The 23,253-nt window shown below is 71.6% G+C and carries 22 protein-coding genes, 1 tRNA gene and 2 pseudogenes; 17 read left to right on the forward strand and 8 right to left on the reverse strand.

The window, feature by feature from the left end:
* Nucleotides 1-167 precede the first annotated feature (167 nt).
* Together glpR and ACFY9I_RS11625 are read left to right on the forward strand one after the other, a co-directional pair.
* Nucleotides 168-1,472, forward strand: coding sequence for a gephyrin-like molybdotransferase receptor GlpR (glpR, locus tag ACFY9I_RS11620; RefSeq protein WP_390999889.1), 1,305 nt, complete (start codon nucleotides 168-170; stop codon nucleotides 1,470-1,472).
* 245 nt (nucleotides 1,473-1,717) lie between these two features.
* Nucleotides 1,718-1,791 (forward strand) — tRNA-Ala (locus ACFY9I_RS11625).
* 348 nt (nucleotides 1,792-2,139) lie between these two features.
* Here ACFY9I_RS11625 and ACFY9I_RS11630 read toward each other — a convergent pair.
* The 3 genes from ACFY9I_RS11630 to ACFY9I_RS11640 all read right to left on the reverse strand — a co-directional run bounded on the left by ACFY9I_RS11630 (nucleotide 2,140) and on the right by ACFY9I_RS11640 (nucleotide 3,383).
* Nucleotides 2,140-2,307, reverse strand: coding sequence for a hypothetical protein (locus ACFY9I_RS11630; protein ID WP_390999891.1), 168 nt, complete (start codon nucleotides 2,305-2,307; stop codon nucleotides 2,140-2,142).
* Nucleotides 2,308-2,428: 121 nt separating this feature from the next.
* The gene (locus ACFY9I_RS11635) at nucleotides 2,429-2,842 is read right to left on the reverse strand and encodes a hypothetical protein (protein ID WP_390999894.1); all 414 of its coding nucleotides are present in this window, start codon (nucleotides 2,840-2,842) and stop codon (nucleotides 2,429-2,431) included.
* A 55-nt stretch (nucleotides 2,843-2,897) separates the two neighbouring features.
* Nucleotides 2,898-3,383 (reverse strand): GNAT family N-acetyltransferase, encoded by a 486-nt coding sequence (locus tag ACFY9I_RS11640; protein ID WP_390999897.1) that lies wholly within the window; start codon nucleotides 3,381-3,383, stop codon nucleotides 2,898-2,900.
* A 95-nt stretch (nucleotides 3,384-3,478) separates the two neighbouring features.
* Here ACFY9I_RS11640 and ACFY9I_RS11645 point away from each other — a divergent pair, with 95 nt between their 5' ends.
* On the forward strand, nucleotides 3,479-4,282 hold the full coding sequence (locus ACFY9I_RS11645; RefSeq protein ID WP_390999900.1) for an exodeoxyribonuclease III: 804 nt from the start codon (nucleotides 3,479-3,481) through the stop codon (nucleotides 4,280-4,282).
* Between the two features lie 98 nt (nucleotides 4,283-4,380).
* Here ACFY9I_RS11645 and ACFY9I_RS11650 read toward each other — a convergent pair whose 3' ends face one another.
* The gene (locus ACFY9I_RS11650) at nucleotides 4,381-5,040 is read right to left on the reverse strand and encodes a MerR family transcriptional regulator (protein ID WP_390999902.1); all 660 of its coding nucleotides are present in this window, start codon (nucleotides 5,038-5,040) and stop codon (nucleotides 4,381-4,383) included.
* A gap of 184 nt (nucleotides 5,041-5,224) precedes the next feature.
* Between ACFY9I_RS11650 and ACFY9I_RS11655 the strand changes: the two genes are divergently transcribed.
* From ACFY9I_RS11655 to ACFY9I_RS11670, 4 genes are all read left to right on the forward strand, one after another.
* Entirely contained in the window at nucleotides 5,225-6,805 is a 1,581-nt protein-coding gene (locus ACFY9I_RS11655) for an NAD(P)-binding domain-containing protein (protein WP_390999905.1), read from the forward strand.
* The gene (locus ACFY9I_RS11660; protein WP_390999907.1) at nucleotides 6,802-7,746 is read left to right on the forward strand and encodes an alpha/beta fold hydrolase; all 945 of its coding nucleotides are present in this window, start codon (nucleotides 6,802-6,804) and stop codon (nucleotides 7,744-7,746) included. Before ACFY9I_RS11655 ends, ACFY9I_RS11660 begins: the two co-directional genes overlap by 4 nt.
* The gene (locus tag ACFY9I_RS11665) at nucleotides 7,743-8,654 is read left to right on the forward strand and encodes a short-chain dehydrogenase/reductase (RefSeq protein WP_390999910.1); all 912 of its coding nucleotides are present in this window, start codon (nucleotides 7,743-7,745) and stop codon (nucleotides 8,652-8,654) included. The genes ACFY9I_RS11660 and ACFY9I_RS11665 overlap by 4 nt, the downstream gene beginning before the upstream one ends.
* A gap of 91 nt (nucleotides 8,655-8,745) precedes the next feature.
* Nucleotides 8,746-9,015, forward strand: coding sequence for a hypothetical protein (locus ACFY9I_RS11670; protein ID WP_390999912.1), 270 nt, complete (start codon nucleotides 8,746-8,748; stop codon nucleotides 9,013-9,015).
* 156 nt (nucleotides 9,016-9,171) lie between these two features.
* Here the strand turns inward: ACFY9I_RS11670 and ACFY9I_RS11675 are convergent, their stop codons facing one another.
* Nucleotides 9,172-12,558 carry a S41 family peptidase gene (locus tag ACFY9I_RS11675; RefSeq protein WP_390999915.1) on the reverse strand — a complete coding sequence of 1,129 codons (3,387 nt, stop codon included), beginning with the start codon at nucleotides 12,556-12,558 and terminating at the stop codon, nucleotides 9,172-9,174.
* 239 nt (nucleotides 12,559-12,797) lie between these two features.
* Here ACFY9I_RS11675 and ACFY9I_RS11680 point away from each other — a divergent pair, with 239 nt between their 5' ends.
* The 4 genes and pseudogenes from ACFY9I_RS11680 to ACFY9I_RS11695 all read left to right on the forward strand — a co-directional run bounded on the left by ACFY9I_RS11680 (nucleotide 12,798) and on the right by ACFY9I_RS11695 (nucleotide 15,190).
* A complete protein-coding gene (locus ACFY9I_RS11680) occupies nucleotides 12,798-13,403 on the forward strand; it encodes a TetR/AcrR family transcriptional regulator C-terminal ligand-binding domain-containing protein (RefSeq protein WP_390999918.1) in 606 nt (201 codons plus the stop codon).
* Nucleotides 13,404-13,610: 207 nt separating this feature from the next.
* Nucleotides 13,611-13,867 (forward strand): annotated as a pseudogene (locus ACFY9I_RS11685) (MMPL family transporter); the annotation flags it as partial.
* Nucleotides 13,868-14,021: 154 nt separating this feature from the next.
* Nucleotides 14,022-14,210, forward strand: a pseudogene (locus ACFY9I_RS11690) (DUF664 domain-containing protein); the annotation flags it as partial.
* 107 nt (nucleotides 14,211-14,317) lie between these two features.
* On the forward strand, nucleotides 14,318-15,190 hold the full coding sequence (locus tag ACFY9I_RS11695) for an intradiol ring-cleavage dioxygenase (protein ID WP_390999921.1): 873 nt from the start codon (nucleotides 14,318-14,320) through the stop codon (nucleotides 15,188-15,190).
* 61 nt (nucleotides 15,191-15,251) lie between these two features.
* On the opposite strand, the gene ACFY9I_RS11700 is transcribed toward ACFY9I_RS11695, so the two are convergent.
* The gene (locus ACFY9I_RS11700; protein ID WP_391000391.1) at nucleotides 15,252-15,950 is read right to left on the reverse strand and encodes a histidine phosphatase family protein; all 699 of its coding nucleotides are present in this window, start codon (nucleotides 15,948-15,950) and stop codon (nucleotides 15,252-15,254) included.
* A 210-nt stretch (nucleotides 15,951-16,160) separates the two neighbouring features.
* On the reverse strand, nucleotides 16,161-16,505 hold the full coding sequence (locus tag ACFY9I_RS11705; protein ID WP_390999923.1) for an SsgA family sporulation/cell division regulator: 345 nt from the start codon (nucleotides 16,503-16,505) through the stop codon (nucleotides 16,161-16,163).
* A gap of 285 nt (nucleotides 16,506-16,790) precedes the next feature.
* Between ACFY9I_RS11705 and ACFY9I_RS11710 the strand changes: the two genes are divergently transcribed.
* From ACFY9I_RS11710 to ACFY9I_RS11735, 6 genes are all read left to right on the forward strand, one after another.
* Nucleotides 16,791-17,846: an energy-coupling factor ABC transporter permease gene (locus tag ACFY9I_RS11710; protein ID WP_390999926.1), complete on the forward strand. Its 1,056-nt coding sequence runs from the start codon at nucleotides 16,791-16,793 to the stop codon at nucleotides 17,844-17,846.
* A gap of 1 nt (nucleotide 17,847) precedes the next feature.
* Nucleotides 17,848-18,609 carry a cobalt ECF transporter T component CbiQ gene (gene cbiQ, locus ACFY9I_RS11715; RefSeq protein ID WP_390999929.1) on the forward strand — a complete coding sequence of 254 codons (762 nt, stop codon included), beginning with the start codon at nucleotides 17,848-17,850 and terminating at the stop codon, nucleotides 18,607-18,609.
* Nucleotides 18,597-19,391: an ATP-binding cassette domain-containing protein gene (locus tag ACFY9I_RS11720; RefSeq protein ID WP_390999932.1), complete on the forward strand. Its 795-nt coding sequence runs from the start codon at nucleotides 18,597-18,599 to the stop codon at nucleotides 19,389-19,391. The genes cbiQ and ACFY9I_RS11720 overlap by 13 nt, the downstream gene beginning before the upstream one ends.
* 95 nt (nucleotides 19,392-19,486) lie before the next feature.
* On the forward strand, nucleotides 19,487-19,951 hold the full coding sequence (locus tag ACFY9I_RS11725; protein ID WP_390999935.1) for a MarR family transcriptional regulator: 465 nt from the start codon (nucleotides 19,487-19,489) through the stop codon (nucleotides 19,949-19,951).
* A 163-nt stretch (nucleotides 19,952-20,114) separates the two neighbouring features.
* On the forward strand, nucleotides 20,115-20,573 hold the full coding sequence (locus ACFY9I_RS11730; protein ID WP_390999938.1) for an Ohr family peroxiredoxin: 459 nt from the start codon (nucleotides 20,115-20,117) through the stop codon (nucleotides 20,571-20,573).
* A gap of 147 nt (nucleotides 20,574-20,720) precedes the next feature.
* Nucleotides 20,721-21,896 carry a serine hydrolase gene (locus ACFY9I_RS11735; RefSeq protein WP_390999941.1) on the forward strand — a complete coding sequence of 392 codons (1,176 nt, stop codon included), beginning with the start codon at nucleotides 20,721-20,723 and terminating at the stop codon, nucleotides 21,894-21,896.
* 184 nt (nucleotides 21,897-22,080) lie between these two features.
* Here the strand turns inward: ACFY9I_RS11735 and ACFY9I_RS11740 are convergent, their stop codons facing one another.
* The gene (locus tag ACFY9I_RS11740; RefSeq protein ID WP_390999944.1) at nucleotides 22,081-23,109 is read right to left on the reverse strand and encodes a helix-turn-helix domain-containing protein; all 1,029 of its coding nucleotides are present in this window, start codon (nucleotides 23,107-23,109) and stop codon (nucleotides 22,081-22,083) included.
* Nucleotides 23,110-23,253 lie beyond the last annotated feature (144 nt).

Consider the following 23,253-nt stretch of genomic DNA (forward strand, 5'->3'; position numbering starts at 1 on the left):
ACGATCGAGTTGAACGAGTCACGGCGTTCTCGGCACGTTAATTTCGCGCTCTCGGCGGCCCGCTGATCGGATCGGTCACAAAAAAAGCTCGAAATATCAGCCAGATCGTGCGACACACCGGCTCAATTGGCGGATGGCCTCACGCAAACCCCTCTACCGTGTGAGGCGTGAGCAGCAGCGGCCTCATCTACGCAGTCATCGTCGGGGCCTGGGCCGCCTACTTGGTGCCGATGTGGCTCCGTAGGCAGGACGAGCTGAACGAAGCCCGTCCGACGGAACGCTTCAGCACCGCCATCCGGCTGCTTTCCGGCCGGGCGGGGATGGAGCGCCGATACGCCAAGGACCGGGCGCGCTCCACCGAAGAGGGGGAGCCCAGCGCCGAACCGGACGACGTCACCGACTCGGTGGACGTCCGGGCCTTCGCCATGCCCCCGTACCGGGAGCACACGAAGGCGCAACTGCCGGTGGAGCGGGGTGAGTCGGCGCAGCAGGCCCAGCCTTCGTCGCAGGAGTCCGGGAAACCGGTGGCGCAGGCGAAGCCGGTGCCCCAGCAGGGCGGCCGGCCGCCGGCCGAGCAGGGGTCGGCCGCAGTGCCCACCCCCACGCGTGACAAGCGTCCGGGCAACCGGACGGCGGGCGCACGCCGGGACGACTCGGCAGAGGCCATGGCGCGCGCCCGGCGCTCGAAGGTCCTCGCGCGCCGGCGGCGTACGACGGTGATGCTCTTCCTCGCCTTCACGCTGGGCGCCGTCGTCGCGGCGGTCGGCGGACTCGCCTTCCTCTGGGCGCCGGCCGTACCGGCGGTCCTGCTCAGCACCTACATCGCGCATCTGCGCCGCCAGGAGCGCAAGCGGTTCGCGTACACGATGGACCGGCGGCAGGCCGAGGCGGCGGCGCAGCGGCTGCGGGAGCGGCAACCCCAGCGGCGGCGGCCGATGCCGGACCCGGTGGACCCCGACGAGCCGGAGGACGGGCCAGAGAACGAGGAGGCCCGGGCCGAGCTGACCGCGCTCGCCGCCGACCGGCGGGCCCTCGTCGAGCAGACCGACCACGCCGAATGGGTCGACCAGCAGCGCGAGCGGCAGCGGCGGCCCGGCCAGGGCGACAGTTGGGACCCGGTCCCGGTGCCGCTTCCGACGTATGTCACCGCGCCGGTGGCACCCCGGGCCACGTCCGGGGTCGACCTCGGAGCACCGGACGCGTGGAGCTCCGCGCGCTCCAGCGCGGCCGACCCGCACGGCTCGTCGGGCGCCCCCTCGAACCCCGCCGGCACCTCCGGGCGTGAGCCGGAAGCGGAGTGCGCCGAGGGGCGAGCGGAGGGCTCCGGTGTCGAGGACCCGGCCGACGCTCCCGGCGGCGGCCGTTCCGACGCCCGCCGGGCCGCGTCCGCGCGCCGCTCCCGCGAGCGGGGGCGCACGCCGCTCTTCGACCAGTACGAGGACGGCGACCGCCCCCGAGCGGCCAACGAGTGACGCGACCGCCCCCGAGCGGCCAACGAGTGACGCGACTGCCCCCGAGCGGCCAACGAGTGACGCGACTGCCCCCGAGCGGCCAACGAGTGACGCGACTGCCCCCGAGCGGCCAACGAGTGACCCTCGCCCCCTCGGCTCTCCCACTCCGCTGACCAGCCACGAGCCGGTCGCAGACCGCCCGGCGGCCTCTCCGGAACGGATTTCCAAGCACCGCGATGGGGATGCTAGAGTTTCACTCGTTGCAAGGGCCTGTGGCGCAGTCCGGTAGCGCACCTCGTTCGCATCGAGGGGGTCTGGGGTTCAAATCCCCACAGGTCCACGCACGATCGTTCTTGAGTTCGCTCAAGGGCGGTTGGCGAGATCCCGGCGATCATGATGATCGTGCGGGATCTTCGTCGTTTCTGGAGTGTGTTCGAGCCTGTTCGGAGTGATCGATAGCGGCCGTGTCGCCGCTCCGTCTCGGCTCGTTGCGTGCATCACAGCCGGCCCCGGGGGGCCGGGGCCGGCTGCAGTTCTGTGTTCTTCTTCCCGCTCGGCGATTTGTGGGGGATGGCGGTGGCTGTCCGGCATGCGCGGGTGGTTCCGTCTCGGGCCATGCCGGTGGCTGGGGATCGGCGTTATCGAAGACGGCGTTGGTGAGTTGGGCGCCTGTGCGCTGGTAGAGATCTCACGGCGCCAACTGGTCGACGCGCTCGCCACCCCGTCCCAGGACCCCGGGGTGCACGGCATCCTGCTGCAGCACCCGGCCGGTGAACACACCGACGAGACTGCGGCGTTCGAGGCCATCGCCACGGAAAACACGGAGAACGATCTCCAGGGCCTCGCGTCGTCGCACGTCACCCCAACTCGTGAACACCCCACGCATCACAGAGGCTCGCTTCCCGTTCGGCGAGCGAGCCTCTGGTCGTTTTCGAGGTGCGAGTGGTGGGCCGGATCGACGACATGGATAGCGCGTCTCAGTCCGCTGTGGGTGGTTCCGTGATCGCGTCGAAGTATGGCCAGCCGTCCAGTTCGACCGTCTGGGACGTCGGGTGGAGGGCCAGGGCCGGGGCGGCGGCGTCCAGGAGGCGGCGGACCGTACCGGGCTCGTGGAGGTTGAGGTAGGTGTGGTCCGAGAGACGGACGAGGTCGCCGGAGTCGAAGTAGCAGTTGGAGACGGCGCGGTTCTCGGCCGGACCGAAGAGGAGGACCAGGCGGCGGCCTCGGGGGCCGTCCGGGTACAGGGACAGCTTGAGACGGCAGTGGTCGTGGGCGACGCGATGGGGGCCCCTCCCGGTCGAGCGAGGTCGGGAGTGGAGGAGTTGGCGGACCGTCCAGTGCCAGGTGGTGTCGCCCACGACGAGACGGCGCACACGGTGGTTCTTCGTCACGAGCACACGCTAGGCCGCCGACACCGTTGCGAGCACCAGGATTTGTGGGCCCGGGTCAGGAGCGGCGGAGCGGCTTCGCGAAGCACAGGCTCAGTTCGTGGAAGCGGTAGTAGCCGAACTTGACGCAGGGTTCGTAGCCGCTGGAGGTGTAGAGAGCCACGGCCTCGGGCTGCTTGGTGCCGGTTTCGAGGACCATGCGGGTGCGGCCCGAGGCCTTGGCGTCCGACTCCAGTTCGGTGAGGATGCGGCGGGCCAGGCCCAGGCCGCGGGCCTCGGGGATGACGTACATACGCTTGATCTCGGCGTCTCCGTCCTGGTACCCCTCGTCATTGGTGTCCTGGGAGCGCCAGCCGCCCGTGGCGACGGGCCTGTCGTGCTCGTCGTAGGCGATCAGGTACAGCCCCGCCGGCGGTACGAAGTGCGCCGGGTCCATGAAGGTGGCGTCGCCGTCGTCGCCGTAGCGGATGCTGTACTCGGCCTGGACCTTTTCGTTGAGCTTGGCGGCGTCGGGGTGGTCGAAGGGTGCGCGACGGATAAGCATGCCATGCATCGTACATCTATGCACCGTTGCCTGTGTGATTTTTCTGATCCTCGTCGGAATCTGGACTGTGTCCAAGGTGCGGGTATCGTGCCCGGGTGCTGACTGTGACCTCGGTGAATGTGAACGGGCTGCGGGCCGCCGCGAAGAAGGGTTTCGTGGAGTGGCTCGGCGGGACCTCGGCGGATGTGGTGTGCCTGCAAGAGGTGCGGGCCGAGCCGGAGCAACTGCCGGAGGGGGTGCGGCAGCCCGACGGGTGGCACGTCGTGCATGCGCCCGCCGTGGCCAAGGGGCGCGCGGGGGTGTCGCTCTACAGTCGTCGCGAGCCCGACCGGGTCCGTATCGGGTTCGGGTCGGCCGAGTTCGACGCCAGTGGCCGGTATGTCGAGGCGGACCTGCCCGGGGTCACCGTGGCGAGCCTGTATCTGCCCTCCGGTGAGGTCGGGACCGAGCGGCAGGACGAGAAGGTGAGGTTCATGGGGGAGTTCCTCCCCTATCTGAAGGAGCTGCGGGAACGGGCCGCCGCCGAGGGCCGTGAGGTCGTGGTCTGCGGCGACTGGAACATCGCCCACCAGCGGGCCGACCTCAAGAACTGGCGGAGCAACCAGAAGAACTCCGGGTTCCTGCCGGAGGAGCGGGCGTGGCTCGGGCAGGTGTTTGACGAGGCGGACGGGGCGTACGTCGATGTCCTGCGCGCCCTGCATCCGGACGTCGAAGGTCCCTACACCTGGTGGTCGTACCGGGGGCGGGCCTTCGATAACGATTCGGGATGGAGGATCGACCTCGCCGTCGCCACTCGTGGGCTCGCTCAACGCGCCGTCAAGGGGTATGTGGAGCGGGCCGCCAGCCATGCGGAGCGCTGGTCGGACCATGCTCCCGTGACCGTGGTTTTCGAGATGTGACCGGTTCGGGCGAGGGGATCGGTGTATTGCCCGGATGCCTCGCCCGGCCCGGCAGGTCGAGGGCGGGGCCGCCACCTAGGTCCCTGGTCGGCGGCCTTCTACGGCTGCTGCCTCAAGCGGCGGTCCAGAGCCAATGAGAGCTCTGCCTCCGCGACGCTCTTCGCCAGGGGGCGCAGGCGGTTGAGGTCGTCGGGGGTGTGGCCCGGCTGGGTGAGGACGAGGTCGGTGAAGAGGGTGGCGAGGGCTTCGGCGTGTTCGCGGACGCGGCGGCCGGCGGCGAGGACGTCGGCGAGGGGGACGCCCTCGCGGACCAGCGCGGCCGAGACGTCCAGGAGACGACGGCTGATGTGGACGATCTCGCCGCCGTCGGTGGCGAGGTAGCCGAGGTCGAGAGCGGCGGAGAGGTTCTCGGGGGTCGCCTGGTCGCCGAAGTGGTCGGCGAGTTCCTCGGGGGTGAGGCGGACCGGTACCTCCTCGGTGGGGGCGCCGAGACCGAGGAGTTCGCCCACCTGGCGGCCCTGGTCGAAGGCCTCGGCCAGCTCGGCGATGCCGCTCAGGGTGTGGCCGCGTTCGAGGAGGGCCGAGATCGTGCGCAGCCGCGCCAGGTGCGTGTCGTCGTACCAGGCGATACGGCCCTCGCGGCGCGGTGGCGGGATCAGTTTGCGCTCCCGGTAGAAGCGGAGGGTGCGGACGGTGATGCCGGCCGCCTCGGCCAGCTCCTCCATGCGGTACTCGCGTCGCTCGCCGTCTTCTGCCACACGGGAAGCCTATGTCGTACCGCTGGTAACTCCAGAGCGTCCGACCCCTACCCATCGGTACGGTCCTGCCCTACGCTCCCACTGCGCCAGTGATTACTGGCGCGAACATGCGGCGCGAACATGTGGCGCGAAACGCGATGGGCGCACGCGATGGGCGCACGCGGTGAGGCGTGGAGGTACCGGGATGGCCGAGCGGGAACAGGGGCAAGAGCGGCGGGAGCGGGTGCCGCACGTGCGGGTGGCGGTGATCGGGTCCGGGTTCGGTGGGCTCGGCGCGGCCGTACGGCTGCGACGCGAGGGGATCACCGACTTCGTGGTGCTGGAGCGTGCCGGTTCCGTCGGCGGCACCTGGCGTGACAACGCTTACCCCGGGTGCGCCTGTGACGTGCCGTCGCACCTTTACTCGTTCTCGTTCGCGCCCAACCCCGACTGGCCGCGCGCCTTCTCCGGGCAGGAGCACATCCGGGCCTATCTGGAGCATGTGGCGGACGTCTTCGGCCTCCGGCCGCACATCCGCTGCGACTCCGAGGTGACGATGCTGCGGTGGGACGCGGAGCGGCTGTGCTGGGACATCGAGACCGGCGGCGGGAGGCTGTCCGCCGATGTCGTCGTCTCCGCCACCGGACCGCTCTCCGACCCGAAAGTCCCGACCGAGGCCGAACTGCCGGGGATCGACTCCTTCCCCGGCAAGGTCTTCCACTCGGCCCGCTGGGACCACGACTACGACCTGCGCGGCAAGCGGGTGGCGGTGATCGGTACGGGTGCGTCGGCGGCCCAGATCGTGCCGGCGATCCAGCCCGAGGTCGGCCGGCTGACCCTCTTCCAACGGACCCCGCCGTGGGTGCTGCCACGTGTGGACCGGAACATCGGCGGCGTCGAGCGGTGGCTGCACCGGCAGTTGCCCTTCACCGCGCAGGCGCGGCGCGGCGTGCTGTGGGGCATCCGGGAGCTGCAGGTCCAGGCCTTCACCAAGCACACCAAGGCGCTGGGCGTGGTGGAGGGAGTGGCGCGGAGGCATCTGGCGCGGACGGTCAAGGACCCGGACCTGCGCGCCCGCCTCACCCCCGACTACCGCATCGGCTGCAAACGCATCCTGCTGTCCAACACCTACTATCCGGCGCTCACCCGGCCGAACGTCGACGTGGTCGCCTCCGGGCTGGCCAAGGTCGACGGTTCCACGCTCATCGCCGCCGACGGGTCCGCGGCCGAGGTCGACGCGATCGTCTTCGGCACCGGGTTCCATGTCACCGACCTGCCCATCGCCGACCGGGTCGTGGGCGCCGACGGACGCACCCTCGCGGAGGCCTGGGCGGACGGCGGGATGCGGTCGCTGCGCGGGGCCTGTGCCGCCGGCTTCCCGAACTGGATGACGATCATCGGCCCCAACACGGGTCTCGGGAACTCCAGCATGATCCTGATGATCGAGTCCCAGCTCAACTACATGGCCGACTTCCTGCGGCAGTTGGACGTGCTGGGCGGCCGGGTCGCCCTCGACGCCCGGCCCGACGCCGTGCGGGCCTGGAACGAGCGGGTCCAGCAGCGCATGGAGCGCACGGTATGGAACACCGGCGGCTGCACGAGCTGGTACCTCGACGTGAACGGCCGCAACACGACCGTCTGGCCGGGGACGACGGCCGAGTTCCGGAGCGCGACACGGCGGGTCGACCTGAGTGAGTACGCGGTGCTGCGGGTAGCCCGCCCAGGTACGGAGGAATCCGGCGCCGTGGGCGAGAGCGACGCGGAGAAGGTGGAGGCGGGAGCATGACCCGACTGACGCATGTGAAGCACGGGCCCTACGCGCCGCCCGTCGCCGTACGGGAGTTGGCGGCCGTGTCCGCCGACGGGGCCCGGCTGCACGTCGAGGTGCACGGCCCCGTCGACGCCCCGGCCGCGCCCGTCGTGGTGCTCGTGCACGGCTGGACGTGCTCGACCGCGTTCTGGGCCGCCCAGATCCGGGACCTCTGCGCCGACCACCGGGTCGTCGCCTACGACCAGCGCGGCCACGGCCGCAGTCCCGCCTCCCCCGTGTGCAGCGCGGACGTCCTCGCCGACGATCTGGAGGCGGTGCTGGCGGCGACGCTCGCGCCGGGTGAGAAGGCGGTACTGGTCGGGCACTCCATGGGCGGGATGACTCTGATGGCGGCCGCCGGGCGGCCGGGTGTGCGGGAGCACGCGGCGGCGGTCCTGCTGTGCAGCACGGGCAGTTCGCGACTGGTCCCCGAGTCGCTGGTCGTGCCCCTGCGGCCCGGCCGGGCGCGCTCCTGGCTCACCCGGAAGATCCTCGGCTCCCGGGCACCGCTCGGACCGGTCACACCGGTCGCCCGGCGGATCCTCAAGTACGCGACGATGGGCCCCGGTTCGTCGCCGGTGATGGTCGAGGCGTGCGCACGGATCGTGCACGCCTGCCCGACCAAGGTGCGGCACGCCTGGTCGCATGTCCTCGACACGCTCGATCTCGACCACCGGGTCGGGGAGTTGACGGTTCCGACGTCCGTCGTGGTGGGCACGGCGGACCGGATGACCCCGCCCGTGCACGCGCGGGCGCTCGCCGCAGCGCTGCCCGACTGCGTGAGTGTGAGCGAGCTGACGGGAGTCGGCCACATGGCGCCGGTGGAGGCGCCGGAGGCGGTCACCGCCCGCATACGCGCACTGGTGACCTCGTACGTACGGACAGGGCGGGACGAGTTGGAGGAGGCGGGCGCATGAGCAGGGGCAGCATCCTGGAGGGGCGGGTCGCGGTCGTCACCGGGGCCGCACGGGGCGTGGGGGAACTCCTCGCGCGCAAACTCTCGGTGCGTGGGGTGAGGGTCGCGCTCGTCGGCCTCGAACCCGACGAGCTGAAGCGGGTGTCGGAGCGGCTGTACGGCGGTGGGGGAGAGTACTGGCACGCCGATGTCACCGACCACGAGGCCATGACGCGGGTCGCGGCGGAGGTGAAGGAACGGTTCGGGCGGGTCGACATCGTCGTCGCCAACGCGGGCGTCGCCAACAGCGGACCGTTCGTCGCCTCCGATCCGGAGTCCTGGCGGCGGGTCATCGAGGTCAATCTGGTCGGATCGGCCGTCACGGGGCGGGCGTTCCTGCCCGCGCTGATCGAGAGCCGGGGGTACCTGCTGCAGATCGCCTCCCTCGCGGCGATCACTCCGGCACCGATGATGACGGCGTACTGCGCGTCCAAGTCGGGCGTCGAGGCGTACGCGCACTGTCTGCGGGCCGAGGTCGGGCACCAGGGCGTGGGCGTCGGGGTCGGGTATCTGTCCTGGACCGACACGGACATGGTGCGTGGGGCCGACAAGGACGAGGCGCTGCGGGAGTTGCGGGAGCGGTTGCCGTGGCCGGCCGGCAAGACCTATCCGCTGGGGCCGGCCGTCGACCGGCTCGTCGCCGGGATCGAACGGCGGTCCAGTCATGTGTACGGGCAGTGGTGGCTGCGCGGGATGCAGGGCGTACGGGGGTATCTCCCCGGTCTCATCGGGACGTTCGCGCCGCGCGAGGTACGGCGGTTCGAGTCGAGGCTCAAGGACGTGCCGACGGGGCTGGTGGGGGCCGGTGGGGCGGCGGACGAGCGGCGGCGAGGGGCGGGCGACCGGGTGGGGTCACCAGGGGACGCATAACTGACTGTTACTGATCGAAATGCGTTGTATGTCCGGGCGTGTTTGTCTGGTCGAGGCCCGATCCCCTCACCCACTACGGGAGTGAAACCACATGGGCATGAAGGACCAGTTCCAGGACAAGGCCGAGCAGCTCAAGCAGCAGGCCAAGCGGAGGTCCGGCCAGTCGCCGGAGGAGTCGCGCGGGCGTTCCCCCGAGGAGTCACGCGGGCGTTCCCCCGAGGAGCGTGGGCGACAGGAGCGCGAGCGGGCGACCCAGCGGCCCGGCGAGCACGGGCAGCCGCAGCGGCGTCCGCAGGAGAGTGAGCGCGAGCGGGAACAGCGGGAGTCCGAGGAGCGGATGCGGCAGGACTACGACATCTAGGTTCTGCTCGGCTGGGTTCTGCTCGGCCTAGCGGCCGACGTGCGTGGGGCGCCCTTGTTGATCGAGGGCGCCCCACGTTTTTGTAGGGGCGCGGGGAACTGCGCGAGCAACCACACACCGCCCGCACCCCGCCAATGCACCGAACCCCCCGAGCTCTCAGGCGCCCCCGCTACCGAGCGGAGCGGAGCGCGGCGGTAGGGCGGGGCGGGAACGGTTCGGGGTGTTCGTGTAGTCGGGCGGTTCCGCCGGGGGGCGGGACTTCAGGAGGTCCAGCGCCAGCGTGACCGCCGCGCCCAGTTGCGTGTTGCGGCCCTCCGCCCAGTCCAGCGGGGTGCGGAGGACCTCCACGTCCGGGGTGACCCCTCGGTTCTCGATGCTCCACCCGTACGCGTCGAACCAGGCCGCGTTCATGGGGACCGTGATGACCGTGCCGTCGCCGAGCTGGTGGCGGCCGGTCATCCCGACGACTCCGCCCCAGGTACGGAGCCCGACGACGGGGCCGAGCCCCAGCAGCTTGAACGCGGCGGTGATCATGTCGCCGTCGGAGGACGTCGCCTCGTCCGCCAGGGCCACCACCGGACCGCGCGGCGCGCTGGAGGCGTACGACACCGGCTGGGCGTTTCGTGTCAGGTCCCAGCCCAGGATCGTGCGGGTCAGCTTCTCCACGACCAACTCGCTGATGTGGCCGCCCGCGTTTCCGCGTACGTCGACGATCAGGGCGGGGCGGGAGACCTCCATGCGCAGGTCGCGGGTGAACTGGGCCCAGCCGGAGCCGCCCATGTCCGGGATGTGGAGGTAGCCGCAGTGGCCGCCGCTCAACTCCCGGACGACATCACGGCGTTTGGCGACCCAGTCCTGGTAGCGCAGGGGGCGTTCGTCGATGAGGGGGACCACGGCCACGCGGCGGGCGCGGCCCTTGCCCTCCGCCGGGGCGAAGGTCAGTTCGACGGTCGAGCCACCCGCACCGGCCAGCAGCGGGAACGGGCCGGTCGTCGGGTCCACCGGGCGGCCGTCGACGTGCGTCAGAACCGCGCCCTCCCGGATGCCCGTGCCGGCCAGCGGTGAGCGGGCCCTGGAGTCGGACGAGTCGCCGGGGAGGACGCGGCGGATCGTCCAGCCGGCGTCCCGACGGACGAAGTTGGCGCCCAGCAGGCCCTGACGGCGCTGGTAGTGGCGCGGGCCCTCGTTGCGGCGCGCGGGGGAGACGTACGCGTGGGACGTGCCCAGTTCGCCCAGTACCTCCCTCAGCAGGTCGGCGAAGTCGTCGGGGGACGCCACCCGTTCGACCAGGGGGCGGTACTGGTCCAGGACGCCGTCCCAGTCGATGCCGCTCATCCTCGGGTCCCAGAAGTAGGCGCGGATGAGACGGCCGGCCTCCGCGTACGACTGGCGCCACTCCGCCGCCGGGTCGACCTCGTGCAGCACGCGCCGCAAATCGATCCAGACGGTCGAGTCGCTGTCGCCGGGCTCGGTCGCGGGGACCGCCCGTAGATCGCCCTCGTCCACCACGACCAGCCGTGAGCCGTTGCCGCTGACCGCGAACCAGTCCAGGTGGCCGACGAGTTCGGACTTCTTCGCCTTGCTGATGTCGAAGTACTCGAGCGTGGGCCGACCGGTCATGTCGTCCGGGTTGGCGAAGGTCTCGCCCAGGGCGCCCGAGATCGGCCAGCGCAGCCAGACGAGGCCGCCGCCCGCGACCGGGTACAGCGCCGAGTACTTGGAGGCGGCGACCGGGAAGGGGGTGACCCGGTTCTCCAGGCCCTCGGTCTCGACGGTCACCGCCCCGCCGGTGTCCTCGTCCTCGGTCGGGTCCATGCCCCCGGCGACCGGGCGGCCGTCGGGGTTCAGGGCGAACGGGGACGGCGTGGCTGAGGAGAGCGGGACCAGGTAGGGGCGGCAGCCGAGCGGGAAGGACAGGCCGCCGGTGTGGACGTCGTACACCGGGTCGAAGCCGCGCCAGGAGAGGAAGGCGAGGTAGCGGCCGTCGCTGGTGAACACGGGGTTCTCGTCCTCGAAGCGGCCGCTGGTGACGTCGACGATGAGCCGGTCCTTCAGCCGGGCCATCTTGATCTGCCGCAGTGTGCGGCCGATGCCCGGGTGGGACCAGGTCAGCCAGGCGCCGTCCGGGGAGAAGGCGAGGTCGCGGACGGGCCCGTTGAGGGAGGTGATGAGTTCGGTGACCTCGCCGTTCGGCTCCTCGGTGCCCGCGGCGGCGGCCGCTGTGTCGGACACCGTCAGCAGGAGCAGCCGGCCGTCGTGCGCCGCGACGGCGAGGCGTTCGCCCTCCGGATCCGCCACCAGCTCCAGGACCCGGCCCAGGTCGCCGGAGGCGAGGCGGCGGGGCTCGCGGTCGCCGGTGGCCCGGGGGAGGTAGGCGATCTCGATCGCGTCCTCGCCGTCCGCGTCCGTCACGTACGCCACCTGCCCGCCGGAACCCAGCATCTCGGGCAGTCGGACCCGGACGCCCGGGGTGTCGGCGATGGTGCGGGACGGGCCGTCGCGGTGCGTGAGCCAGTACAGGCTGCCGCGTACGACGACCGCGCTGGCCCGGCCCGTGTCGTCGACCGAGAGGCCGTCGACGTGCTGGGCGGCCGGCACCTGGTACCGCCGCCGCCCGGTGAGCGACCCGCCGAGCCGTACGTCGAGCCGGCGCGGAACGGAGTCGGGGGAGAGGCCGTCGACGATCCACAGGTCGCCCGCGCACTGGTACACCACCCGGGCGCCGTCGCTCGCCGCGTGCCGGGCGTAGAAGGCGTCGTGGTCGGTGTGGCGGCGCAGGTCGGAGCCGTCGTAGGCGCAGGAGTAGAGGTTGCCGACGCCCTCGTGGTCGGAGAGGAACGCGATCCGGCCGCCCACGAACATGGGGGAGTGGAGGTGCCCGTGGAGGTCGACCGGCAGCCGCTCGCCGTGCAGCCACAGCCGGCCCGTGGCCCCGCCCCGGTAGCGCTTCCAGGAGGCCGGTTCGTGCGGGGGTGTCCCGGTGAGCAGCAGCGTGCGGCGCTCGCCGTCGATCTCGGCGACCTGGATGTCGGAGACGGGGCCCCACGGGAGCTTGCGGCCGGGGTCGCCGTCGAGGCCGACCTTGTAGGCCCAGGTGAAGTGCGAGAAGGGCTCGCCGTGCGAGGCGACGGCCAGGATGTCCGAGCGGCCCCCGGTGCCGGGGGCCGGGGGCGTCCAGCCGCGGACCTCGGTGTCGGGGCTGCCCCAGTGGGTCAGCCGGCGCGCGGGCCGGCCGCCGTCCACCGGGGCGACATGGATCTCCGGGACGATGCCGCGCCAGCTCGTGAACGCGATGTGCCGCCCGTCGGGCGAGAAACGCGGCCCGACGACCTTCGTACGGTCGACGGTGAGCCGCCAGGCGCGGCCCGAGCCGTCGAGGGGGGCCAGCCACAAGTCGTCCTCGGCCACGAAGCAGAGGCGGTCACCACTGAGGTGGGGGAAACGGAGGTAGCCGGCCGCGGACTGCTCGGCCCCGGCCGCCGTCTCGTAGGTCTCGTGCGCGTCGCTGGTCGCGTTCTCGTAGTCGTCGCTCACCTTCCCCATGCTTTTCCGCCGCGCAGGCCCTGGCAACTCGTGCGACGACCGCCGGACGGGAACGTGACCCAGAACGCGAACGAAACCGTTTCGTTTTGTTGGCAGGGTCGGACTCTCAGGCTATCGGCGTAAGCGTACGAAACCGTTTCGTTCGAGAAGTGGGGTGACCAGCCCGTGCCATGCCGCACGGCCGGTAGCCTTGTCGTCTCGAACGTGCAGCCGCAAAAGCCCGGAGCAAGGGGAGTCGGATGACGGAGACCGCGACGACGCGCCGCAGCCGGCTCACACCCGAGCGCGAGGCCGAGCTCTACGCGGCCGTCCTCGACCTGCTCCGGGAGGTCGGCTACGACGCCCTCACCATGGACGCCGTGGCCGCCCGCACCCGCTCCAGCAAGGCCACGCTCTACCGCCAGTGGGGCGGCAAGGCCGAGCTGGTCGCGAAGGCCATGCGGAGCAACAAGCCGCACACCGATATGGCCGACATCGACACCGGGTCACTGCGGAGTGATCTGCACACCCTGGTGATGAGTACCGATGACTGCACCATGGAGCAGAACAACGCCCTCATGCGGGGTCTGTCCATGGCGGTCCACGGAAATCCCGACCTGCTGAAGGCCTTCCGTGAGCTGATCATCGAGCCGGAGACGGTGGAGATCCGCCGAGTGGTGCAGCGTGCCGTCGACCGGGGTGAGGTCCGTCCGGACAACCCGGCCATCGAGTACGTGCTGCACATGTTCGTCGGTGCCTTCGTCGCGCGCGGCATGATCGACGATCGGCCGCCGACGCAGGACTTCCTCCGTTCGTACCTCGACGCCGTGGTCCTCCCCGCCCTCGGTGTGTCGACTCCCGAGTAGTTCCCCGCACTCGGCAAGAACCCGTACCTGACGTCACCGCTCATGTCGTCGGGCTGATCACCCCTGCCCTCTCCTTCCCTGCCTCCGGCACGGGCTGATCCGTCCTGCCCTCCTGCCTCCTCCACGACCTGAACGGGAGTACGCCCCGTGGCCACGTTCCTCTACAACCTGGGCCGTTTCGCCTTCCGGTGACGACACTGCGCAGCCCTGCTCCGGTGGCGCTGCTGACGCTCGCGGGCGTCGGCGCCGCCACCGCGCCCTCTGCGGGCTCGACCTCCTTCTCCATCCCCGGCACCGAGGCGCAGAAGGCGTTCGACCTGCTGGACGAGCGCTTCCCCGGAATGAGTGCCGACGGCGGCACCGCCCGGGTCGTCTTAAAGGCCCCCGAGGGCGAGAAGACGACGGACGCCGCCAACAGGGCGACCGTCGAGGACGCCGTCAAGGAGCTGGGCGCCGGCTCCGAGTCACCTCCGTCTCCGCGACAATCGAATCGTCCACTGGCCGGAGTCGAACCCCGGGAGTCACTTCGTGGGGATGGACGAGCCGGTGGCGCTGGCGACGGACATCGGCACCTTCTTCGACAAGGTGCGTCGAGGCTGAGGAAGAGGTTGACGAAGCGTGGTCGACGACAGGCGTGTGGGGCCGCCCCACTTCGGGAGTGAGCGGGAGACGTTGCGAGCCTTTCTCGACTACCACCGGGCGACCCTCGCCATGAAGTGCGAGGGTCTGTCGGACGAGCAGCTCCGGCGGCGGTCGATGCCCCCGTCGACGCTCTCGTTGCTGGGCCTTGTCCGGCACATGGCGGAACGTCACGCTGGGGAAACCCATGGGAGATGCTTGAACTTTCCATAGGCTTCGCTCATAGCATCGGGCGCATTCCATGACGGGACGTAGAGAAGGAACGCAGGCCCACCATGAGCGAGAAGAAGCACAGCCACAGTCACGCCCACGGCCATCAGCACGAGCACCAGGACGAGATCGACGGAGGGCTCGTCCACGACCTCCCCAGGTTCGCCCGCCGCCGCATGATCGGACTGCTGGCCGGGGCGAGTGTGGCCCCGCTGCTGGCGGCCTGCAGCGCGGACTCGGACAGCTCGGCGTCCTCCTCGTCCTCCGCCCCCTCTTCTTCCTCCTCCGGTTCGTCCTCGTCGGGCGCGGACTGCGAGGTCATCCCGAGCGAGACGGCCGGCCCGTACCCCGGTGACGGTTCGAACGGCCCGAACGTCCTCAAGGAGAGCGGTGTCGTCCGCCGCGACATCACGAAGAGCTTCGGCTCGGCGAGCGGCGTCGCCGAAGGCATCCCGTTGACCGTGACCCTGACGGTCGTCGACCAGTCCTCCGGCTGCGACACCCCGATGGAGGGCGCGGCCGTCTACCTCTGGCACTGCGACCGGGCGGGCCTCTACTCCCTCTACTCCGAGGGCGCCACCGAGGAGAACTATCTGCGTGGTGTCCAGGAGGCCGACGAGAAGGGCCGGGTCACGTTCACGTCGATCTTCCCCGCCTGCTACACGGGCCGCTGGCCGCACATCCACTTCGAGGTGTACGGCAGCCTGGACGACGCCACCGCCGCGCAGAACATCGTCGCCACCTCGCAGCTCGCCTTCCCCAAGGACGTCTGCGACACCGTGTACGCGACGGACGGTTACGAGCAGAGCGTCCAGAACCTGAGCCGGCTCACCCTGGAGAGCGACATGATCTTCAGTGACGGCTACGACCAGCAGCTCGCCACCACCGAGGGCGACACCGACAAGGGCTACACGGCCACCCTCACCGTCCCCGTATAAGGCGCGGCGGGGCGTAACCGGCCCTCATCTCAGCCGAGGCGGGGCGTAACCGGCCCCCGTCTCAGCCGAGGTGTCCGGTGTCCCCCCACCGCCCCAGCCGCATCCGTCCGCCGTCGCCGTCCCACCGCGAGACCGAGGCGTTGGGGACGGGCGGAACGGCTTCGGGCGGTGTCGCGCCCAGCCCGGCGAACACCAGACGCAGGGCGACGGCGATCGCGTCATGCGCGACCAGCAGGACGCGCCGGCCGGGGGCGGCACGGTCCAGCTCGTCGACGAAGTCCCGTACCCGCAGCACGACATCGGTCAGGGCCTCCCCGCCCGGCGGACGGTAGAACCAGTCCCCCAGCCGCTCCCGCCGCGCCGCCTCCTCGGGCGAGCGGGCCCGCAGCGCGCCCGGCGGGTGCATCTCGAAGACGCCCATCTCCCGGTCCCGCAGCCGCTCGTCGACGAGGAACGGAGGCGGGACGGTCACCCGTGGGTGCCCGGCCATCATCTCCCAGGTCTGCCGGGCCCGTACGTACGGCGAACAGACCACCAGGTCCGGCCCCCGGCCACCGTCGTGGCCGTTCCCGTCACCGCTCCTGTCATCGCTCCCGTCACCGGAGATCCCGGCCAGCCACGCGCCCAACGCCCTGGCTTGCGCACGGCCCGGCTCGGACAGCGGAACCTCGGAACCCAGGCCCGGCAGCGGCTCGGTCGACCCGGTCCGCTCGGCCTCCGCGTAGGCGGCGTTCGCCGTGCTCTGCCCGTGCCGTACCACCCATAGCGAGGCGAGCGCGTACGGCAGTGCCAGCCCCTCACCGGGCGCGGGCCCGGAGCGGGGCATGGGCGCGGCGGTCCGGCTTCCGGCCGCCCCGGCGTGGGTCGCGGCCTCCCCGTCCCTGTGCGCTGTCATGCGTCCCCCATGCGGCTTGCGGCGGCTTGCGCGGCCCCGGCTCACGCCTGCATGCATACCCCCGGGGCGCTCTCCTCAGCGCGCCACCGGCGTACCCGTGTACGTCCGCCGCAGAAACCGCGTCAGCGCCTTCGTGTCGAACTGCAGGACCTCGACGCCCTGCGCGGAGTGGAACTCCATGACGGCCTGGACACGGCCGCAGGGCCAGATGCTCACGGGCCCGGCGGTGGCCGGGGCGCGCAGGCCGCGTTCGAGGACGTCGCGGGGGAAGGTCCACTCGTCGGGGCCGGGGAGCCGTACGCGGACGGCGGTGGCGTCGGTGTCGGGGTCGTAGCGGAAGACGACGGGGACCGTGTCGTGGTCCTCGGGGGAGTCCGTGACGACGTGGGCGCGGGCATACTGCTCGACCGTGACAGACATCGGGCGGCTCCTCACACTGAGTGACCCAAGCAGGGGCTGTGAATCCTGTGAATCCGCAGTCCGTTGCCTCTCCAATGTCGCATATTTTTCGCCGGGCGCCTTCGGAGGCGGTCCGCCCCCACATCGGCGTTCGGCGAGCGGTTCGCTAATCAGTCGAGACGTGCTCTTGCAAGGTGCTCGCAATAGGGCTCTATCATCGTAAGGTTCCAGCCATCCGCAGACTGCCCCCGACCAGCGTGTCCGCACCCGGTGGCCCGGCCCCCTACCAGGAGAGCGAGCCCTCGTATGCACGTCCCCGACGGATTCATCAACGCCCCCGTCTCGGCGGTCGCCGGAGTCGTCGCCGGTGCGGTCGCCGTGAGCCTTCGGGGCGCCCGGCGGGAACTGGACGAGCGGATCGCGCCGCTCGCCGGGCTCGTCGCCGCGTTCATCTTCGCCGTGCAGATGCTGAACTTCCCGGTCGCGGCCGGGACCAGCGGACATCTGCTCGGCGGCGCGCTGGCCGCGATACTCGTGGGCCCCTACACAGGGGTCCTGTGCGTGTCCGTGGTGCTCCTCATGCAGGGCATCCTCTTCGCGGACGGCGGCCTCACCGCCCTCGGCGTGAACATCACCATCATGGCGGTCGTCACCACCGTCGTGGCGTACGTCGTCTTCCGGGGGCTGGTCAGGGTCCTGCCGAGGACCCGGCGTTCCGTCACCGTCTCCGCCTTCGTCGCGGCCCTGCTCTCCGTGCCCGCCGCGGCCGTCGCCTTCACCCTCGTCTACGCGGTCGGCGGCACCACGGACGTGCCGCTCAGCTCGGTCCTCACCGCCATGGTCGGCGTCCACACCCTCATCGGCATCGGCGAGGCCGCGATCACCGCCGCCACGGTCGGCGCCGTCATCGCCGTACGACCGGACCTGGTGTACGGGGCCCGGGGACTGACCGCTCCGCTGAAGCTCCGCGTCAACGGCGAGCTCGTCGACGCGCCTGCCCCCGAGGCCGCGCCCGCCCCCGTGGCCGCCCGCTCCACCCGCAAGGTGCTCCTCGCCGGGCTCGGCGTCTCCCTCCTCCTCGCCGGTGTCGTCAGCTTCTACGCCTCCGCCGACCCCGACGGCCTGGAGAAGGTCGCCGCCGACAAGGGCATCGACGCCGAGGTCGAGGACCACGCCGCCGCCGGCTCCCCGCTCGCCGACTACGGCGTCGAGGGCCTCACCGACGCCCGGCTCTCCGGCGGTCTCGCGGGCGTGATCGGGGTCGGTGTCACCGTCGTCGCCGGGACGGGCGTCTTCTGGGCGGTGCGCAAGCGCCGTACGAACGAGGCCACGTCCCCTTCCTCGCTCCCCGAGAACGTCTGACATGGGAGCGGGCCACGCCCACAAGCTCTACCGGCACGCGCACTCGCCCGTGCACGCCCTGCCGCCGCACATCAAGCTCGCGGCCGTCTTCGCCTTCGTGGTGGTCGTGGTGTCGACGCCACGGGAGGCGATGTGGGCGTTCGGGCTGTACGCCGCGCTGCTGGGGGTGGTCGCGTACCTGGCCCGCGTACCCGCCGGGTTCCTGCTGCGGCGGCTGCTGATCGAGGTCCCGTTCGTCGCCTTCGCCGTGCTGATGCCGTTCGTGGCGCAGGGCGAGCGGGTCGAGGTCCTGGGGATGTCGCTGAGCGTCAGCGGGCTCTGGGGCGCCTGGAACGTCCTCGCCAAGGGCACCCTCGGCGTCGCCGCCTCCGTCCTCCTGGCCGCCACCACCGAGCTGCGAGAGCTTCTGCTGGGGCTCCAGCGGCTCAGGCTCCCGCCGCTGCTCGTCCAGATCGCGTCCTTCATGATCCGGTACGGGGACGTGATCACCGACGAGATGCGGCGGATGCGGATCGCGCGGGAGTCGCGGGGGTTCGAGGCGAGCGGCGTACGGCACTGGGGCGTGCTCGCCAAGTCGGCCGGGGCGCTGTTCATCCGCTCGTACGAGCGCGGGGAGCGCGTCCATCTGGCCATGATCAGCCGGGGGTACGCGGGCTCCATGCCCGTCATCGACGAGGTGACCGCGTCCCGGGCGCAGTGGTCGTACGCCTTCGCCCTCCCGTTCACCGCGCTCGTCGTCTGTCTGCTGGGATGGACCCTGTGACCACCACCGCCCAGGCCTCCGGGGCCTTCGAGAACTCCGTCCCGTCTCTTGAGGTCGCCGGGCTCGCCTTCGCCTACCCCGACGGCCACCAGGCCCTCTTCGGTGTCGACTTCACGATCGGGCGGGGCGAGCGGGTCGCTCTGCTCGGGCCGAACGGCGCCGGCAAGACCACGCTCGTGCTCCACCTCAACGGCATCCTCACCGGGGGCGCCGGCACGGTGACCGTGGCCGGGATGCCCGTCGGCAAGCGGCACATGGCCGAGATCCGGCGGAAGGTCGGCATCGTCTTCCAGGACCCCGACGACCAGCTCTTCATGCCGACCGTGCGGGAGGACGTGGCCTTCGGGCCAGCCGCGGCGGGGATGAAGGGACCCGAGCTGGAGGCGCGGGTGGACCTGGCCCTCGAACAGGTCGGCATGGCGGAGTTCAAGGAACGGCCGCCGCACCACCTCTCCTTCGGGCAGCGCCGCCGGGTGGCCGTCGCCACCGTCCTCGCCATGGAGCCCGAGATCCTCGTCCTCGACGAGCCGTCCTCCAACCTCGATCCCGCCTCCCGCCGTGAACTCGCCGACATCCTGCGGTCGTTGGACGTCACCGTCCTCATGGTCACGCACGACCTGCCGTACGCCCTGGAACTGTGCCCGCGTGCGCTGATCCTCAGCGAGGGTGTCATCGCGGCGGACGGGGCGACGGGTGAACTCCTCGGCGACGACGCGTTGATGCGGGCGCACCGGCTGGAGCTGCCGTTCGGCTTCGATCCGCGGTCGGTGAGGGCGGGGTAGGGGCTGGGGGTGCGGGTCGGTGGGGGTTGCTCGCGCACCCGCGGACGAAGGCGGCCCCCGGCCACGGTCGCGTGGGCGTCCGCGACAATGGGCCCGTGACGAATCAAGCGGATGCGCACCGGCACAATTCGCTGCTCCTCGACGAGCAGTTGTGCTTCGCGCTCTACGCGGCTCAGCGCGCGGTCACCGCCGCGTACCGCCCGCTGCTCGACGAACTCGGCCTCACCTACCCGCAGTACCTGGTCATGCTCTGCCTCTGGGAGCGCGGTGAGACCACCGTCAAGGACGTGGCCTGCGCCCTGCGGCTCGACTACGGCACGGTCTCGCCCCTGCTGAAACGGCTGGAGTCGGCCGGGCTGGTGCGCCGGGAGCGGTCGGTGCGGGACGAGCGTTCGGTGCGCGTCGCCCTGACCGGACGCGGTGAGCAGCTCCGCGACCGGGCAGCCGCCGTCCCCGCCACGCTGACCGCCGCCACCGGACTAGGGGGACCCGAGGTGGCACGGCTCCGCCAGGAACTCTGGGAGCTGACGGCACGCGCGACGAAGGCGGCGGACCGCTGAGCGGCCATGGGCGCACCCGGCCCCACGGTGACCTTGTGTTACCCATGGTTACTACCCCCTGGTAACCGCTCTCTCCCTACCGGCAAGTACCTTGTGCACGATGTATTTGTGCGCGCCTGTCCTGGGGGAGGCCACGCGCTCGTCCCAGGGGGAGGCCAGGGGAATGACTGACGACGCTGCGGTGGAGACCCGTACCGACACTCGTCCGACGAAGATCGTGTACGTCGCCGAGGCCACCGCGCACGGCGGCCGGGACGGCTACATCACCAGCCAGGACGGTCAGATCGATCTCAAGGTCGCGATGCCGCCGGAGCTGGGCGGCGACGGCGACGGCACCAACCCCGAGCAACTGTTCGCCGCCGGGTACAGCTCCTGCTTCCACAACGCGCTGGTCCTAGTGGGCCGCCGTGAGGGCTACGACCTCACCGGCTCCACGGTCGCCGCGAAGGTCGGCATCGGCCCCAACAGGCAGCGCGGCTACGGCCTCGCCGTCGCCCTCAGCGTCTCCCTCCCGGTCATCGACCAGGGCATCGCGGCCAAGCTCGTCGACGCGGCCCACCAGGTCTGCCCCTACTCGAACGCGACCCGCGACAACATCGAGGTCACGATCGTGCTGGGCTGAGGCGGCCGAGGTGCCTCTGCGGACCCCGACCGGGGGGAATCCCGACCGGCGCGTGTACGTTGCACCCGGCGCCGTGGCCCACAGGGCGGGCCCGTGCCGGCCAACGGGGCGTACGACGGACGCGGACGAACGGACAGGAGCACCGGCGTGGATGTGAACGGCACGGTCGCCGAGGGCTTCGAACCGGTCAGAGCCGCGTTCGTGCGCAACTTCGAGGCGCTCGGCGAACGGGGCGCGGCCGTCGTCGTATACCGGCACGGGCGCAAGGTCGTCGACCTGTGGGCCGGCACCCGGGACATCGACGGCACCGAACCATGGCGGCGGGACACCGCCCAGATCCTGCGTTCGGCGACGAAGGGCGTCGCCGCCGCCGTCCCGCTGATGCTGGCCGAGCGCGGAGAGCTGGACCTGGACGCGCCGGTGGCCCGCCACTGGCCCGAGTTCAAGGCCCACGGCAAGGACCGCGTGCTGGTGAGGCACGTCCTCAACCACCGGGCGGGCCTACCCGTCCTCGACCGCCCCCTCACCCCCGCCGAGGCGCTCGACCCCCGCCGGGGCGCCGAGGCCGTCGCCGCGCAGGCCCCCGCGTGGGAGCCCGGCACCGAGCACGGCTACCATCCCCTGACCTACGGCTGGCTGCTCGACGAACTGGTCCGGCGCGTGACCGGGCGGGGGGCCGGGGAGTGGATCGCGTCGGAGATCGCCGCCCCGCTGGGGCCGGGCACCGACCTGTGGCTGGGACTTCCGGAGCCGGTGGCGGCGACCGGCAGGGTGGGCCGCGCCGGCCGCCTGGAAGAGGCCCCCGAGCCCTCCGGCGGACTCCGCCTCCGCGCCAAGCGCTCGGTCACCGAGGCCTACGACGACCCGGACTCCCTCACCCGTCGGGCCTTCGCCGCGATCACCCCGTTCCCGGACCAGAACGACCCCGCGTACCGCGCGTCCGTCCTCCCCGCGACCAACGGCATCGCCACCGCCGAGGGTCTGGCCCGCTTCTACGCGGCGCTCATCGGAGAGGTCGACGGCGTGCGACTGTTCAGCCCCGCAACCCTGGAGGCGGCCCGCGCCGAGGAGTCCTCCGGCCCCGACCGCGTCCTCGTCGTCAACACACGCTTCGGCCTCGGATACATGCTCCACGGCACCGCCTCCCCGCTGCTGGGCGTGGGCTCCTTCGGCCACCCCGGCCGAGGCGGCCCCCTGGGCTTCGCCGACCCGGCCTCGGGCATCGCCTTCGGCTACCTGACCAACGGCTATCGCAAGACGGTCACAGCCGACCCGAGGGCCCAGTCCCTGGTGCGGGCGGTACGGGCGGCGACGGGCGCGTAGGGCCCCCTGAGAGGAGAGTGGGTAGGAGCCGCCGGGCGGCCGTCACGGTGAGCGGCCGGCCCGGCCCAGGGCTCCCCCGCTGGTGTCCTGGCCCGATCCCAGTGATCCGGACGGCCGCCCTCCGTGGCGGCGATCACCAGGATGCGCGGAAATCCGTCCCGTGTCGTTGGCTGACGGTCCACACTCACTTGGCAACGAGTCCACTCTCGTACCGCGCCGCACTCGTCCCGTACCGCACCTCGCTCGGCGGCACCCCGTACGCCGTACGAAAGGCCCTGCTGAACTCGGCGGCACGCGGGAATCCCCAGCGTGCCCCGATCGCGTGGATCGGCGTGGCACGCAGCACCGGGTCGGGATCGGTGAGGTCGCGGTACGCGTTCCGCAGCCGCTGCTCGCGGATGTACGCCGCGACGGTGAGCCCCTCGGTCTGGAAGAGCCGGTGGAGATAGCTGCGCGAGATGTGATGCGCGGCGGCGATGGTCGTGGGGGTCAGTCCGGGGTCGTGCAGGTGCCGACGTATGAACGCCTTGACGGTCAGGGTGAGCGTCCGGCCGTGGGCCTCCGGTGTCAGCCGCGGCTTCGCGTCCACGGTGTGGGCGAACAGCGCCGTGACCAGGTCGGCGACGACGGTCCCGAGGCGGGGCGCGTCGGACGGCTCGTACGGACCGGTGTCCGCCGCCAGTTGCGTCAGGAGCTGCGCCAGCAGCGCGCCCATCCCCGTCCGCCCCGACAACCGGCTCCCGATCACCTGGTCCGCCTTGTGCGCGGGCAGCGCGACGAGCGAGCGCGGTATCTCGACGCCGACCGTGCGGACCGGCTCGGTGCCGGTCCGCACGTCGAACGCCATGGACGAGCAGCTGACATGGAAGTCCTGGGCCGCGTACGCGACCTGCTCCCGGCCCCAACTGGCCGCGCCCTCGCCGCGCAGGAGCAGCGAGAGATGGAAGGTCTCCGGGTCGGACTGGCGGATCAGCTTCGGGGTGCGGCGGAACGCGATCGGATCGAAGGCGGCCGGCCACACCGTCACATCGCCCAGGCCGAAGACGCGTTGGTGGCCGTGGTAGTCCTCCGGCGCGCGGTCGGCGCGGTCGCCGTCCAGGGCGATACGGGTCAGCCGCATGGGCGCGTGCGTGCGGCTCTGCAACTCCGCCCAGGCCTCGAACCGGTCGGACACCGGGAGGTCCACGGTCCGGAAGACGAACTCGTGCAGCACGGGAGCCAGTCAACCACAGGGCGAGCCGTGGGGGGCGGGGCCCGCCCCCCCCGCCGCCCCGGGGCGCGCCCCCCGGGCCCCGGCACCCCGATGGCCGGAATGCCCTTGGGCAGTACGGGCGGACCCTCGCCCGCACACTCGGCA

The sequence above is a fragment of the Streptomyces sp. NPDC012510 genome, assembly GCF_042955065.1.
Taxonomy (GTDB): Bacteria; Actinomycetota; Actinomycetes; order Streptomycetales; family Streptomycetaceae; genus Streptomyces.

Excerpts from the sequence above, each read along its gene's own strand:
- ACFY9I_RS11640 (WP_390999897.1), bottom strand. The coding sequence starts at position 3,383 with ATGCTTATCCGTCGCGCACCCTTCGACCACCCCGACGCCGCCAAGCTC.
- ACFY9I_RS11655 (WP_390999905.1), top strand. The coding sequence starts at position 5,225 with ATGGCCGAGCGGGAACAGGGGCAAGAGCGGCGGGAGCGGGTGCCGCAC.
- ACFY9I_RS11660 (WP_390999907.1), top strand. The coding sequence starts at position 6,802 with ATGACCCGACTGACGCATGTGAAGCACGGGCCCTACGCGCCGCCCGTC.
- ACFY9I_RS11665 (WP_390999910.1), top strand. The coding sequence starts at position 7,743 with ATGAGCAGGGGCAGCATCCTGGAGGGGCGGGTCGCGGTCGTCACCGGG.
- ACFY9I_RS11670 (WP_390999912.1), top strand. The coding sequence starts at position 8,746 with ATGGGCATGAAGGACCAGTTCCAGGACAAGGCCGAGCAGCTCAAGCAG.
- ACFY9I_RS11675 (WP_390999915.1), bottom strand. The coding sequence starts at position 12,558 with ATGGGGAAGGTGAGCGACGACTACGAGAACGCGACCAGCGACGCGCAC.
- ACFY9I_RS11680 (WP_390999918.1), top strand. The coding sequence starts at position 12,798 with ATGACGGAGACCGCGACGACGCGCCGCAGCCGGCTCACACCCGAGCGC.
- ACFY9I_RS11695 (WP_390999921.1), top strand. The coding sequence starts at position 14,318 with ATGAGCGAGAAGAAGCACAGCCACAGTCACGCCCACGGCCATCAGCAC.
- ACFY9I_RS11705 (WP_390999923.1), bottom strand. The coding sequence starts at position 16,505 with ATGTCTGTCACGGTCGAGCAGTATGCCCGCGCCCACGTCGTCACGGAC.
- ACFY9I_RS11710 (WP_390999926.1), top strand. The coding sequence starts at position 16,791 with ATGCACGTCCCCGACGGATTCATCAACGCCCCCGTCTCGGCGGTCGCC.
- cbiQ (WP_390999929.1), top strand. The coding sequence starts at position 17,848 with ATGGGAGCGGGCCACGCCCACAAGCTCTACCGGCACGCGCACTCGCCC.
- ACFY9I_RS11720 (WP_390999932.1), top strand. The coding sequence starts at position 18,597 with ATGGACCCTGTGACCACCACCGCCCAGGCCTCCGGGGCCTTCGAGAAC.
- ACFY9I_RS11730 (WP_390999938.1), top strand. The coding sequence starts at position 20,115 with ATGACTGACGACGCTGCGGTGGAGACCCGTACCGACACTCGTCCGACG.